Source organism: Teichococcus deserti, from assembly GCF_001982615.1.
GTDB classification, from domain to species: domain Bacteria; phylum Pseudomonadota; class Alphaproteobacteria; order Acetobacterales; family Acetobacteraceae; genus Pseudoroseomonas; species Pseudoroseomonas deserti.
Genome location: NZ_MLCO01000054.1, coordinates 17,860 through 30,964 on the forward strand (window position 1 = coordinate 17,860; position 13,105 = coordinate 30,964).

General features: G+C 75.3%; 9 protein-coding genes. 3 read left to right on the top strand and 6 right to left on the bottom strand.

The window, feature by feature from the left end; translation table 11 throughout:
* Positions 1-37: 37 nt before the first annotated feature.
* The gene (locus tag BKE38_RS31825) at positions 38-322 is read left to right on the top strand and encodes a LysR substrate-binding domain-containing protein (protein WP_076956644.1); all 285 of its coding nucleotides are present in this window, start codon (positions 38-40) and stop codon (positions 320-322) included.
* Here the strand turns inward: BKE38_RS31825 and BKE38_RS07020 are convergent.
* Positions 262-450, bottom strand: coding sequence for a hypothetical protein (locus BKE38_RS07020; protein WP_076956645.1), 189 nt, complete (start codon positions 448-450; stop codon positions 262-264). The two genes, BKE38_RS31825 and BKE38_RS07020, sit on opposite strands and share 61 nt — an antisense overlap.
* Before the next feature lie 10 nt (positions 451-460).
* Positions 461-1,882, bottom strand: coding sequence for an amidase (locus BKE38_RS07025; RefSeq protein WP_165694133.1), 1,422 nt, complete (start codon positions 1,880-1,882; stop codon positions 461-463).
* A 108-nt stretch (positions 1,883-1,990) separates the two neighbouring features.
* Between BKE38_RS07025 and BKE38_RS31325 the strand changes: the two genes are divergently transcribed.
* Positions 1,991-2,956, top strand: a complete 966-nt coding sequence (locus BKE38_RS31325; protein ID WP_165694134.1) for a DMT family transporter — start codon at positions 1,991-1,993, stop codon at positions 2,954-2,956.
* A gap of 28 nt (positions 2,957-2,984) precedes the next feature.
* Here BKE38_RS31325 and BKE38_RS07035 read toward each other — a convergent pair whose 3' ends face one another.
* A complete protein-coding gene (locus BKE38_RS07035; protein WP_076956648.1) occupies positions 2,985-4,043 on the bottom strand; it encodes an LLM class flavin-dependent oxidoreductase in 1,059 nt (352 codons plus the stop codon).
* Positions 4,044-4,155: 112 nt separating this feature from the next.
* Here BKE38_RS07035 and BKE38_RS07040 point away from each other — a divergent pair, with 112 nt between their 5' ends.
* Positions 4,156-9,138 carry an AAA family ATPase gene (locus BKE38_RS07040; protein ID WP_076956649.1) on the top strand — a complete coding sequence of 1,661 codons (4,983 nt, stop codon included), beginning with the start codon at positions 4,156-4,158 and terminating at the stop codon, positions 9,136-9,138.
* On the opposite strand, the gene BKE38_RS07045 is transcribed toward BKE38_RS07040, so the two are convergent.
* From BKE38_RS07045 to BKE38_RS07055, 3 genes are all read right to left on the bottom strand, one after another.
* Complete coding sequence (locus BKE38_RS07045; RefSeq protein ID WP_076956650.1) at positions 9,135-9,758, bottom strand: response regulator transcription factor; 624 nt, start codon at positions 9,756-9,758, stop codon at positions 9,135-9,137. The two genes, BKE38_RS07040 and BKE38_RS07045, sit on opposite strands and share 4 nt — an antisense overlap.
* Positions 9,742-11,223: an ATP-binding response regulator gene (locus BKE38_RS07050; RefSeq protein ID WP_165694135.1), complete on the bottom strand. Its 1,482-nt coding sequence runs from the start codon at positions 11,221-11,223 to the stop codon at positions 9,742-9,744. The genes BKE38_RS07045 and BKE38_RS07050 overlap by 17 nt, the downstream gene beginning before the upstream one ends.
* A 123-nt stretch (positions 11,224-11,346) precedes the next feature.
* Positions 11,347-12,990, bottom strand: coding sequence for a hypothetical protein (locus BKE38_RS07055; RefSeq protein WP_076956652.1), 1,644 nt, complete (start codon positions 12,988-12,990; stop codon positions 11,347-11,349).
* Positions 12,991-13,105: the final 115 nt, after the last annotated feature.

Here is a 13,105-nt window from a genome sequence, read left to right on the forward strand (position 1 = left end):
TCCAGAAGCCGTAATCCTGCACGATCTGCTGACCGGCATGATCTGCGAGGACGGCATGCTGACCCGCTCGGCGATGCTGGCGGGGCTGGGCGTCGCGCTCAGCCGGCCGATGCTGCTGCAGCAGGAGCTGCGCGATGGCTCGCTCGTCCAGCTGTCGGAGCGCGGCATCGGCAATGGCGAGGATTACTACCTGTGCCTGCGCCAGGACGGCGAGACCGGCGCGCCGGTGCGCCATCTCGCCGCCTGGCTGCGGGCCGCCGCTCAGGAGCGCGGCGCGGCGGGCAGCGGCAGCCGGAAGGCGGATAGCGGCTCCTCGGCATAGGGGCGCGGGCCGCGCATCATCGCCGCGGCCTTTTCCATGTCGCCTGCCAGGCGCAGCAGCTTCGGCAACTCGGTCTCCGGGACGCGCAGGCCGAGGGCGGCCAGCTTCTGCTCGGTGGTCTCGGTCATCGCGCCTCTCCTATTCCGCCGCCGCGGCGTCGCGCGCTATGGCCAGGGCCGGCCGCCGGCCGCGCGTCGCCATGATGCGCTCCACCGCATCGCCGACGCGCAGCACCAGCGCATCCTCGAAGGGGCGGCCGCCGATATGCAGCGAGATCGGCAGGCCAGCGCCGGAGAATCCGTTGCAGACCGCCAGCGCCGGGCCGCCCAGCACGTTGAAGGGGCGGTTGAAGAACAGCTGCGGGCCGCTGATCATCGCATCCTCGCCGAGCGGCGCCGCGGTCTGGCGCGAGGTCGGAAAGACCAGCACGTCGACTTCGCGCATCGCCGCCGCCGCCTCGGCCACCAGCCGGGCGCGCTGGCGCTGCGCGTTGATATAGTCGGCCGCCCGCACCAGCGCCCCGCCCATCAGCCGCACCCGGCCGAAGGCGCCGTAGAGCTCCGGCGAGCGGAGCAGGAAATCCTCGTGGATCGCATAGGATTCCGAGCGCGAGATCAGGCTGCCCACCGCGTTGTAGTCGCCGAAAGGCGAGAGGGCGACGTCGCGCAGCACGGCGCCCTCGGCCTGCAGCGCCTGCAGCGTCGCCTCGGTGGCGGCCAGCACCTCGGGCTCGCAGGCGACGTCGGATTCGAAGAAATGCCGCACCACGCCGATGCGCAACCCCCGCACGCCGCCGCCGATGCCGGCGGAGAAATCGATCGGCCCGGGATCGGCGCTGCCGGGATCGAGCGGGTCATGCGCCGCCAGCACCTGCATCATCAGCGCGCAGTCTTCCGCCGTCCAGCACATCGGCCCGGCATGGTCGAGCGAGAAGGACAGCGGCAGGATGCCGCGCCGGCTGACCAGGCCGTAGCTGGGCTTCAGCCCGGCAATGCCGCACCAGGCCGCCGGGCCGCGGATTGAGCCGCCGGTGTCCGAGCCCATCGCCCCCGGCATCAGCCCCGCCGCCACCGCCGCCGCCGAGCCGGAGGAAGAGCCGGAAGGATCCAGTGCCGGGTCCCAAGGGTTGCGCGCCGGCGGCCAGGGCAGATCGAAAGAAGAACCGCCGATGGCGAATTCCCAGGTGGAGAGCTTGCCCGGGATCACCGCCCCGGCCTGGCGCAGCAGGCGGACGGTGGTGGCGTCCTCGCCAGGGACATGGTCGCGGAACAGCGCGGAATGGCCGGTCGTGGCGATGCCGGCGGTGTTGTAGATGTCCTTCAGCCCGATCGGGATGCCATGCAGCGGGCCGCGCCAGTGTCCGGCGGCGATCTCCGCCTCGGCCTGGCGCGCCTCGGCCAGGGCAGCCTCTTCCAGCAGCAGGAGGACGCTGTTGAGCTGGCCGTCCAGCGCCTTGACGCGGGCGAGGCAGGCCCGGGTCAACTCGACCGGCGACAGCCGCCGCGTCCGGATCAGCTGCGACAGGGTGGCGATGCTGCTGACATGCAGGTCGGTCTCCAAGGCAGGGCTCCAGGCTGGCATCGTCCGGCAGGCGTCGCTGCGGCGACCTGTGGTTTGCTGCCGGATATTACAGCAGAAATCATGACAGGCGCCAAACGATCGCCTAGCATGGCCCGCGCAACGGCGAAGGACAAGAGCCCGATGGAGACGCCGGAAGGCCTGCGCCGCGGCCTGGCCTGGCTGCGCGCGATGCCCGGCAGCGCCGCCCCCCTCGTCGAGCCACATCCGCAGCCCGACCTGAAGCGCGCGGTGCTGATCATGCTGGCGGGCATCGCGCTGTTCTCGGTGTTGAACGGCGTGGTGAAAGACCAGGCGCAGCGCTTCCCGGTCAACCAGATCACCTTCTTCCGCAACGCCTTCGCGCTGCCGCCGCTGCTGCTGATCCTGCTGGCCGGCGGCAAGATCCATCGCCTGCGCATGCGTCAGCCGATGCGCCACCTGACCCATGCGGCGACCATGACGCTGTCGCTGATGCTGGCCTATCTCGGCTTCCGCCTGCTGCCGCTGGCCGAGACCACCGCCATCTCCTTCATCCGCCCGCTGATCGTCACCGCGCTGGCCGCCCCCCTGCTGGGCGAGCGCGTCACCTGGATCTCCTGGCTGGCGGTGCTGCTCGGCTTCGCCGGCGTGATCATCGTCGTGCAGCCCGGGGCCGGGGAGATCATCGCCATCGGCGCGCTGTGCTCACTGGCCGGCGCCTTCATCGGCGCGCTGAACACGCTGCAGCAGCGCGCCCTGTCGCTGACCGACCACACCATCGGCATCGCCGTCTGGTACATGGCGATCTCCTCGGCCATGCTGCTGCCGACGCTTTTCCATTCGTGGGTGACGCCAGGCCTGTTCGATCTGCTCGGGCTGATCGGCATGGGCGTGGCCTCGGGCCTCTGCACCTACCTCGTCATGCGGCCGCTGGCCTATGCCGGCGCCGCCGCCCTGGCGCCGGTGCAATATACCGGGCTGCTCTGGTCGATCGTCATCGGCTATCTCTGGTTCGGCGACGTGCCGGGCACCGCCGTGCTGCTGGGATCGGCGGTGGTGATCGCGGCGACGCTGCTGGTGCTGCGCCGCCGCTGATGCTCCCGCGCTGCCGGCGCCGCGCGCCTCAGCCCACGGGTTCGGCGACCCGCGCCGGCGCCAGCTGCCGCAGCACCGGCAGCACCTCGCGGCCGAAGCGCTCCAGCGAGGCCAGCACGCGCGGCGCCGGCAGGCCGGAGAAGCCCATGTAGAGGCTCCAATGGCTGGGGGCGAGCAGCTCGAAATCCTCGACCAGCCGGGCTGTGACCTGCTCGACCGAGCCGATCGGCGCATGCTCCAGCAGCCAGTCGATGCCGGGCTCGCCCTCGAAGGGAACCTCGCGCATGAAGGCGCCGTCGCGCGGCGGCACGGCGTCGCGCAGCGAGAGGGTGGTGCGCATGAAGCGCAGCATGCCCTCGGCGGCGCGGCGCTTCTCGGCCGGGTCGTCGGTGACGAAGACATAGCGCTGGATGGCGAGCTTCAGCGCCGTCTCCGGCAGGCCGTGCTGGCGCAGCGCCGCCAGCAGCTTCTCCCGCATGCCCAGCGCGGCGGCGGCGCGGCGGTGCCCCTGGCTGATGAACAGCGACGCGCCGGCCCGCGCCGCGCGCGCCAGCAGCCGCGGCTCGCCACCGGCCAGGAACAGCGGCGGCATTGTTCCGGGGAAAGCGGCGATCGGGGCGTCCGGCACCTGGTAGTGCTGGCCGTCGAGCTGCACGCGGCCGGTGGTCAGCCCCCGCTCGATCAGCGCCCAGCCTTCCTCGAGGATGGCGGTGCGCTCCGCCATCGGGATGGAATATGTGGAAAACTCATGCGGCTGGTGGCCGGTGCCGAGGCCCAGATTGACCCGCCCGCCGGTCAGCGCCTGCAGCATGCCGACCTCCTGCACCACGCGCAGCGGGTGGTGCAGCGGCAGCACCACCACGGCCGGGCCCAGCCGCATGGTCTTCGTCACCGCGGCGCAATGGGCGACCATCATCAGCGGCGACGGGCAGACCGAGTGGCTGGTGAAGTGGTGCTCGGCGAACCAGGCGGCATCGAAGCCCAGGCGCTCGGCCAGCCGCACCTTCTCGACCGTCATGCCGAGGATCTCGGCCGGCATCTCGTCGGCGCGGTTCTGCGACATCAGGTTGAACAGGGCGATGTCCATGGCGAGCGGGCTCCGGCAGCGGCGTCAGAAGGTGGAATGTTGCAGTGCGGAAACGCGCGGCCGCCGTCAAGGGGGAAGCGCGGCCGAAGCCGCTTCGTGCTAGGACCGGGCGATGCCTCTGCCCCCCGACCGGCTCGCCCTCCTGGCCAGCGATGGCGTGACCCGGCTCTGCCGCGCCGCCGCGCCGCCGATGCTGCTGCTGGCCGCCGAGGCGGCATCCGACCTCGGCGCCGCGCTGCTGGACCGGGCCTGGGCGCTGGCGCCGCGGCTGGACCCGGGCTGGGCGGCGGTGCCCGGCGCGCGGCTGACGCTGGCCGATGGCAGCCCGGCGCTGCGCCTGTCGGATGCCGGCGGCACGCCGCTGCGCCCCGGACAGGCGCTGCCGCCGCCGGTGGTGGCGCGCATCGCCTGCGGGGCGGCGGCCGCGCTGCGCGGCGTGCATGCCGCCGGGCTGGTGCATCGCGACCTGCGCCCGGCGCATCTGCTGGCCGATGCGGCGGGCGGGGTGCGGCTGACCGGCTTCGGCCGCGCCCGCGCGCCCGAGGCCGCGCCGCCGCCGCTGCCCGGGGAGATGCTGCCCTATGCCGCGCCGGAGCAGACCGGGCGGGTCGGCCGGCCGGTCGATGCGCGCAGCGACCTCTATGCGCTGGGCGTCATCCTGTATGAGCAGCTGGCCGGCCGGCCGCCTTTCGCCGCGCGCGACGCGGCCGAGCTGATCCATGCCCATCTGGCCCGCCCGCCGGCGCCCTTCGCCCCGGCGCTGCAGGCCGCCGCCCCGGCGCTGACGGCCATCGTCCTGCGGCTGCTGCAGAAGCCGGCGGAGGACCGCTACCAGAGCGCCGCCGGGCTGGAGGCCGATCTGCGCCGCTGCCTGGACGGCGCCGTCTTCGCGCCCGGCTTCGTCCCCGGCTCCGGCGACATCCCCGACCGGCTGCGCATCCCCGACCGCCTGCAGGGCCGCGCCGCCGAGCTCGCCCGGCTGACCGCGGAATTCGAGGCGGTGGCGGCGGAGGGATCGGCGCGGCTGGCGCTGGTGGCGGGGCCCGCCGGGGTCGGCAAGTCGGCGCTGGTGCAGGCGCTGCGGGCCGGGCTGGTGCCGGACCGTGCCCTGCTCGCCGGCGGCAAATGCGAGCAGTTCCGCCGCGACGACCCCTATGCCGCCCTGGCCCAGGCGATGCAGGGGCTGCTGCGCCGGCTGCTGGCGCTCTCAGGCGCGGCCCAGGCGGAATGGCGCGAGCGGCTGCAGGCGGCGCTGGGCCGCAACGCGGCGGTGCTGCGCGGCCTGCTGCCGGAGCTGGAGCGGCTGCTCGGCCGGCTCGCCCCGGTCGAGCCGCTGGCGCCGCCCGAGGAGGCCCTGCGCTTCCGCCGTGTCCTGGCCGCCTTCCTGGCCGCCTTCGCCCGCGCCGAGCGGCCTCTGCTGCTGTTCCTGGACGACATCCAGTGGCTGGACGCCGCCAGCCTGGCGCTGCTCGAGGGGCTGGCCGCCGCGCTGCCGCGCCATCTGCTGCTGGTCATGGCCTATCGCGACGAGGCGCTGCCGCAGGGCCATCCGCTGGGCCATCCGCTGGCCGCCGCCTTCGCCGCGGCCGGCGTGCCGGTGGCGAGGCTGACCCTGGCGCCGCTGCCGCCCGCCGCCCTGCAGGCGCTGCTGGCCGAGGCGCTGCACGCGACCCCCGGTGAGCTCGCCCCGCTGTCCGCGCTGCTGGCGGAGAAGACCGGCGGCAATCCCTTCTTCGCCGGCCATTTCCTGTCCGACCTCGCCGAGGAAGGTTCCCTGTCGTTCGACCCGGCCGCGCGGCGCTGGCGCTGGGACCTGGCGGGGATCGCGGCGCGGCCGGCCACCACCAATGTCGTCGCGCTGATGGCCGGGCGGCTGGTCCGGCTGGCCGCGGCGCCGCGCGACCTGCTGGCGACGCTGGCCTGCCTGGGCGGCACCGCCAGCGCCGCGCGCCTGGCCGCCGCCGCCGGCGATACCCCGGCCGCGGTGGAGGACGCGCTGCGGCCGGCCCTCGACGCCGGCCTCGCCGTGCTGGCCGGCGGGGGCTACGGCTTTCCGCATGACCGCATCCAGGAGGCGGCCTATGCGCTGCTGCCGGAGGCGGACCGCCCCGCCCGCCACCTGGCCATCGCCCGCCGCCTGGCACCGCATCTGGCCGGCGACGAGGCCGCCCTGCCGGAACTGGTCGGCCAGTACAATCGCGGCCTGGCGCTCGTCGACGACCCGGCCGAGCGCGACCGCCTGGCCGGGCTGAACCTGGCGGCCGGCCGGCTGGCGCGGCGCGGCACCGCCTTCGCCGCGGCGCTCGGCCATTTCGAGGCGGCCGCCGCGCTGCTGCCGCCCGGGGCCGCGCCCGACCGCCGCTTCGCCTGCGCCTTCGGCCGGGCGGAAAGCCTCTTTCTGACCGGCGCGCCGGAGGCGGCCGAGGCGGCGCTGCGCCGGCTGATGGCGACGCCGCTGGCCGCCGCCGACCGCGCGGCGGCGGCGGCGCTGCTGGTCACGCTGCTGACGGCACAGGACCGCATCGAGCACGCCGTCGAGGCCTGCCTGGCCTTCCTGGCCGAGAGCGGCACCGCCTGGTCGCCGCATCCCGGCCCCGAGGCGCCGTGGCACGAATACCGCCTGCTGCGGCAGGAGATGGCCGGCCGCCCGATCGCTGGCCTGGCCGGGCTGCCGCCGGCCGGCGACGCCGCCACCGCCGCCTTCATGGACGTGCTGGCCGCGGTGCTGCCGCCGGCCTTCTTCAGCGACCAGAACCTGGTCTGCCTGGTGCTCTGCCGCATGGCGCGGATCAGCCTGGCCGAGGGGCGCTGCGACGCCTCGGCGCTGGGCTTCGCCTATCTCGGCATGGTGCTCGGCCCGTTCTTCGGCGAGTTCCGCGACGGCTTCGCCTTCGGCGCGCTCGGCCAGGCCCTGGTCGAGCAGGCCCAGGCGCCGCGCTACGAGGCAAGGGTGCGGATGTGCTTCGCCTATCACGTGGCGCCCTGGACCTGGCCGGTGGCGCGCTCGCTGCCCCTGCTGCGCCGCGCCTTCGCCACCGCCGTCGAGGTCGGCGACGTCACCTATTGCGGCTTCTGCGCCTGCACCCTGGTGACCAGCCTGATCGCCGCCGGCGCCTCGCTGGCCGAGCTGCAGGCCGAGGCCGAGGCCAAGCTGTCCTATATCCGCGGCATCCGCTTCGGGCTGATCGCCGACATCATCACCAGCCAGATCGGCCTGCTGCGCAGCCTGCGCGGCCTGCCGCCGGAGCCCGGGCGCGACGCCTTCGAGGCGCGGCTGGCCGGCGAGCCGGGCCTGGCCATCGCCGCCTGCTGGCACTGGATCCGCCGGCTGCAGGCGGCGGTGCATGACGGCGCGCCGGCCGCCGCGCTGGACTTCGCCGCCCGCGCCGAGCCGCTGCTCTGGACCACCGCCGGCCATCTGGAGATGGCCGAGTTCCATTTCTATGCCGGGCTGGCGCACGGCCAGCTGGAGGCCGCGGCGGCCCCGGCGGCGCCGGGCGCCGCGCTGCTGGCGCATCAGGCGCAGCTGCGCCTCTGGGCCGCCGAGGCGCCCGACAACTTCCTGGCCCGGGCCGCGCTGCTGGATGCCGTCGTCGCGGCGGTGGCCGGCGACACGGTCGCGGCGCTGCGCCAGGCCGAGGCCGCCATCGCCGCCGCCCGCGCGCATGGCCTGCCGCAGGTCGAGGCGCTGGCGCAGGAATGCGCCGCCGGGCTCTATCGCGGGCTCGGCCTGCCGACGCCGGCGCTGGCGCATCTGCAGGCGGCGCGCGAGGCCTGCCTGCGCTGGGGCGCCACCGGCCCGCTGCAGCGCCTGGCGCCGCTGCACCGCGCGCTGGCGCCGGCGGGCGCGGTGCCGCCGCTGCTGCCGTCCCCCGCCGCTGCTCCTGCTGGCTCCCCTGCCGGCTCCGATGCCGACCCGGCCGGCTTCGACCTGGCCAGCCTGGTGCGCGGCTCCCAGGCGGTGGCCGGCGAGGCCGGGCTCGAGGCCACGCTGCAGGCGCTGATGACCACGGTGCTGGAACATGCCGGGGCCGGGCGCGGGCTGCTGATCCTGCCGCGCAGCGGCGAGCTGCGCGTCGCCGCCGAGGCCGAGCTCAGCGCGGAGGGCATCGCCGTCACCATCCACGAGGCGCGGGCGGGCGATGCGGCGCTGACCGAGGACGCCGTGCCGCTGGCCGTCATCGGCCAGGCGCTGGAGACCCAGGCCGCCGTGCTGATCGGCGATGCGGGCCAGCCGCATGGCTTCCTGGACGATCCCTGGTTCGCCGCGCGGCCGACGCGCTCGGTGCTGTGCCTGCCGCTGCTGCGCCAGGCCAGGCTGGCCGGGCTGCTGTTCCTGGAGAACCGGCTGGCGCCGCATGTCTTCACCGAGGCGCGCCTGACCGTGCTGCGGCTGCTGGCGGCACAGGCGGCGATCGCGCTGGAGAACGCGCTGCTCGGCGAGAAGGAGGCGCTGCTCAAGGAGATGCACCACCGGGTCAAGAACAACCTGCAGCTGATCAGCAGCCTGCTGAACCTGCAGGCCTCGCGCATCGCCGACCCGCAGACGGCGGCGCTGTTCGCCGACAGCCGCGACCGGGTGCGCTCGATGGCGCTGGTGCACGAGAACCTCTACCGCGCCGGCGACTATGCGCGGGTGGCCATGCGGCGGCATCTGGGCGCGCTGTGCAGCCAGCTGCTGCGCGCGCATCGCCCGCCGGGACAGGAGATCCGGCTGGTGGCGGAGATCGCCGAGCTGCATCTCGACCTGGACAAGGCGGTGGCCTGCGGGCTGATCGTCAACGAGCTGGTCTCCAACGCCTTCAAGCACGCCTTCGCCGGCCGCGCCGGGGGCCGCATCCTGGTGCGGCTGACCCAGACCGGGCCGGGCGAGGCGCGGCTGCTGGTCGCCGATGACGGCGCCGGCTTCGCGCAGGGCGCGCCCGAGCTGGAGGCGGCGGAGACGCTCGGGCTGCAGCTGGTCGGCGACCTGGCGGCGCAGCTGCGCGGCCGGGTCACGGCGGAGAGCGCCGCGGAAGGCGCCCCGGAAGGCGCTGGCGAAGGCGGCGGCGGCGCCCGCTTCGCCATCGATTTCCCGCTGGCGGCGGCGGGCTAGTCTCCCGTCGCCAGCCGGTCGGCGGCGCGCACCAGGTCGGCCAGGCTGCGCAGCCCCATCTTGCGCATCAGCTGCATGCGGTGGCCCTTCACCGTCGCCTCGCTGATGCCGATATGGCCCGCGATCTGCTTGTTCATCTGGCCCGCGGCGACCAGCGCCATCACCTCGCGCTCGCGCGGCGACAGCCCGTCATGCGCGGCGCGCAGCGCGGCCTGGGCCTGGCGCCGGCCGCGGCGCGCGGCATCCTCGGCCAGGGCGGCATGGATGGTGTCCAGCAGGTCCTGGTTGCGCACCGGCTTGGTGAAGAAGTCGAAGGCGCCCGCCTTCATCGCCTTGACCGCCATCGGCACGTCGGCATGGCCGCTGATGAAGATCACCGGCAGGTCGAGGCCGTCGCGCCGCAGCCCGGCGAAGACCGCCAGCCCGCTCTGCCCCGGCAGGCGGACGTCGAGCACCAGGCAGCCGCCGCCGCGGCGCCGCGGCGAGGCCAGGAAGTCGCCCGGCGCGGCGAACAGCGCCGGGCGCAGCCCGACCGAGAGCAGCAGCTCGCCGATCGCCTCCAGCACGTCCGGATCGTCGTCCACCACATGGACGAAGCCCTGCTCAGCGGGGGGCGGCATGCTGCGCGCCGGCCGCGGGCAGGTCTATCTCGAAGCGGCTGCCGGCCTCGCCGGCCGCCAGCCGGATGCTGCCGCCATGCGCCTCGAGGATCGAGCGGCAGATCGACAGGCCGAGCCCCATGCCGCCCGGCTTGGTGGTGAAGAGCGGGTCGAAGATGCGGTCGGCGACCGCCGGCGCGACCCCCGGCCCGTCATCGGCGATGCTGAGCAGCAGACGCCCCTCCGCCGCGCGCGCCGCCAGGGTGATGGTGCCGCCGCCATCCTCCAGCGCCTCGCGCGCGTTCAGCACCAGGTTCATCACCACCTGCTGCAGCTGCACCCGCACGCCCTCCACCGCCAGGTCGGCGGGCAGGGCGCTGCGCAGCGCGATGCCGGCGCGCTTCAGCTCGGCGCGCATCAGCAGCAGCACGTCCTCGACCAGCGGGGCAAGGGCCAGCCGCTCCCGCTCCGGCGCGGCGTTGCGGGCCATCGCGCGGATGCTGTCGATCACCTCGGCCGCGCGGTGGCCGTTGCGCACCACGCGGCGCGCCGCCTCCTCGGCGCGGGCGACGTTGCGCTCGGGCGCCGCCAGCCAGCGCAGGCAGGCCTCGGCATTGGTGATCGCCGCCATCAGCGGCTGGTTCACCTCATGCGCGATCGAGACGGCGAGCTCGCCCAGCACCGCCAGGCGCGAGGCATGGGCGAGCTCGGCCTGGGCGCGGCGCAGCGCCTCCTCGGCGGCGCGGCGCCGGGTCATGTCGGTGAAGACGACGACGGCGCCGGCCAGGCTGCCGGCCTCGCCGGGCACCGGGGCGCTGCTGTCGTCGATCGGCACCTCGCGGCCGTCGCGGGCGCGCAGCACGGTATGCGCCGGCAGCCCCTCGGTCACGCCGCTGCGCAGGGCGGCGGCGGCCGGATCGGCCACCGGCTCCCCGGTCAGCTGGTTCTCCAGCCGGAACACCTCGGCGATCGGGCGGCCCAGCGCCTCGGCCTGGCTCCAGCCGGTCAGCGCCTCGGCCACCGGGTTCATGAAGCTGACGGCGGCGCCGGCATCGGTGGCGATGACGCCGTCGCCGATGCTGGACAGGGTGGTGGCGTAGCGCCGCTCGCTGGCGCGCAGCTTGCGCTCGGCGGCGTGCTTGTGCAGCGCCATCTCGATGGCGGTGGCCAGCTGCAGCTCCTCGAAGGGCTTCAGCAGATAGCCGAAGGGCTCGGTGTCGGTGGCGCGGCGGACGGTGGGCGCATCGGCATAGGCGGTCAGGAAGACCACCGGGATCTGGCAGCGGTCGCGCAGCGCCTGGGCGGCGGCGATGCCATCCATGCTGCCCTCCAGGCGGATGTCCATCAGCACCAGCTCGGCCCGGCTGGCGATGGCCCGGGCCACCGCCTCCTCGCCGCGGGCGATGCTGCCGGCGACGCTGTGGCCGAGGGCCGCCAGCTGCTGCGCCAGGTCGCGGGCGACCACCCGGTCATCCTCGACGATCAAGATCCGAGCCGGTGTCATCCTGTCCCCGATGCCGCGCCATGGCCGCCGCATACCCAACGCATGCCCCTGGCGCCGGGATTACGCCCCCCGGCAGGGCAGGGCAATGGCGAGGGGGCGCCCTGGTCAGTCCCCCAGCAGCGCCGCGGCCACCGCCTCGGAGAAGCGCAGCGCCCGCCCGTCCAGCAGCAGGCGCTCCGGATCGGCCGGGTCGGGCGCCATCGGCGGCAGCCCGGCCGCGGCCAGCGCCCGGGCGCAGCCCGGCCAGTCGGGCGCGGCCGCGTCGTCCGGCTCGTTCAGCGAGGCCCAGGACAGCGTGCCCAGCACGTCGCTGCCGAAGCCATGCGCCTCGTCCCAGCGGGCGCCGTGGTCCAGCAGGATGCCGGCCAGCGCCGCGTCGCCGCGGAACACGGCGAGGTTCAGCGCCGAGGCCTGCCAGTCGCCGCCCGGCGTCGCCACCGGCCAGCCCAGCGCCACCATCAGCCGCGCGGCCCCGGTCGCGCCGGCCGCGACGCTGTCGGGCAGCAGGCGCAGCAGTGTCGCGGGCAGGCCGCCCGGCAGGTCGGGCCGCGCGGCCTGCAGGCGGCGCGCCGTGGCGGCATCGCCGCGGGCGCAGGCGGCGCCGAATTCCTCCTCGGTGGACAGCTCCTCGGCGGCGCCGGCGGCCTGCAGCAGGGCGGCCACCTCGACCAGGCCGCGCCGGGCGGCCAGGCGCCAGGCGCTGGCCCCCTCCGCGTCGCGCGCCGCCGGATCGGCGCCGGCGGCCAGCAGGGCGGCGACATGGCGCGGCGAGCGGCCAAGCGCGATGGCGCGCAGCAGCGGCGGGCCCAGCCGGCTGCCGGGCAGCACCTCCTCAGGGTCGCCGCCATGGGCCAGCAGCAGTTCCAGCGCCCCGGCCCCCGGCAGGTCGAGCGCCCGGTGGACCGCGTTGGTGCCGCGGACGCGGGCGCCGTGCCGCAGCAGCAGCCGGGCGCAGTCCGGGCTTTCCAGCGAATGGTAGAGGGATTCGTTGTCGTTCGGATCGGCGCCCGCCTGCAGCAGCAGCGCGGTCAGCGCCGGGTCGCGGTTCACCCCGGCCGCGCCATAGAGCGCCGAGAGCGGCATGGCGTCATCCGGCGCGGCCAGCGAGGCCGGGGGGTAGCGGTTGCCGATGCGCTGGTTCGGATCGGCGCCGGCCTGCAGCAGCCAGCCGGCGCAGCGCTGCAGCGGCGCGCGGAAGTCTTCCAGCTGCAGCAGGCCGGAATGGGTCACCGCCACCAGCGGCGGCAGGGCGAGCGGGCCGGCAGGGCGGTGCAGCCAGCCCGGATCGGCGGCCAGGGCGGCGGCCAGCCGCGCGGCATCGCCGGTGGCGCAGGCGACCGCCAGGTCATCGGCCAGTGCCGGATGGGCACGCAGAAGCCGCAGGGCCAGGGCCGGCCGCGCCCGCCCCGCGCCACCCGCGACGTCGCCGCCATAGGCCAGCGTCAGCCAGCGGTCGCGCCGGGCCAACGGGGCCTCGCGGGCGAAGGCCTCGGCCTCGACCCGCAGCGCGAGCGCGGCCCAGGAGACGAAGCCGAGCCCGCGCGCCAGGCAGGACTGCGCGTCATGCAGCCGCAGATCCATGGCGGCGATCGTGGTGGACGAGCGGCCGGCGGCGGCGGGCAGGAAGCGGGCGAAGCGGTCCAGCGCTTCGGGTGCGCCGGCGCGATACTGGCGCAGCAGCTGCTTCGCCTGCTTCTTCAGATGCTCGAGGCTGGCCCGCGGGGGCAGGCTTGGCGGCGGGGTGACCATGGCAGGACCTCCGTGCGTCGATGGCCGAAGGTCCGCAACGCCGGCAGCACGAGGGCTGGAAATCACCGTCTGGGCGGCTCAGGCGGGTTGAACCCTTTCCGCGGACCCGGAGGCG

Coding starts and splice junctions, on each gene's coding strand:
- BKE38_RS31825 (WP_076956644.1), top strand. CDS start 38: ATGATCTGCGAGGACGGCATGCTGACCCGCTCGGCGATGCTGGCGGGG.
- BKE38_RS07020 (WP_076956645.1), bottom strand. CDS start 450: ATGACCGAGACCACCGAGCAGAAGCTGGCCGCCCTCGGCCTGCGCGTC.
- BKE38_RS31325 (WP_165694134.1), top strand. CDS start 1,991: ATGGCCCGCGCAACGGCGAAGGACAAGAGCCCGATGGAGACGCCGGAA.
- BKE38_RS07035 (WP_076956648.1), bottom strand. CDS start 4,043: ATGGACATCGCCCTGTTCAACCTGATGTCGCAGAACCGCGCCGACGAG.
- BKE38_RS07040 (WP_076956649.1), top strand. CDS start 4,156: ATGCCTCTGCCCCCCGACCGGCTCGCCCTCCTGGCCAGCGATGGCGTG.
- BKE38_RS07045 (WP_076956650.1), bottom strand. CDS start 9,758: ATGCCGCCCCCCGCTGAGCAGGGCTTCGTCCATGTGGTGGACGACGAT.
- BKE38_RS07055 (WP_076956652.1), bottom strand. CDS start 12,990: ATGGTCACCCCGCCGCCAAGCCTGCCCCCGCGGGCCAGCCTCGAGCAT.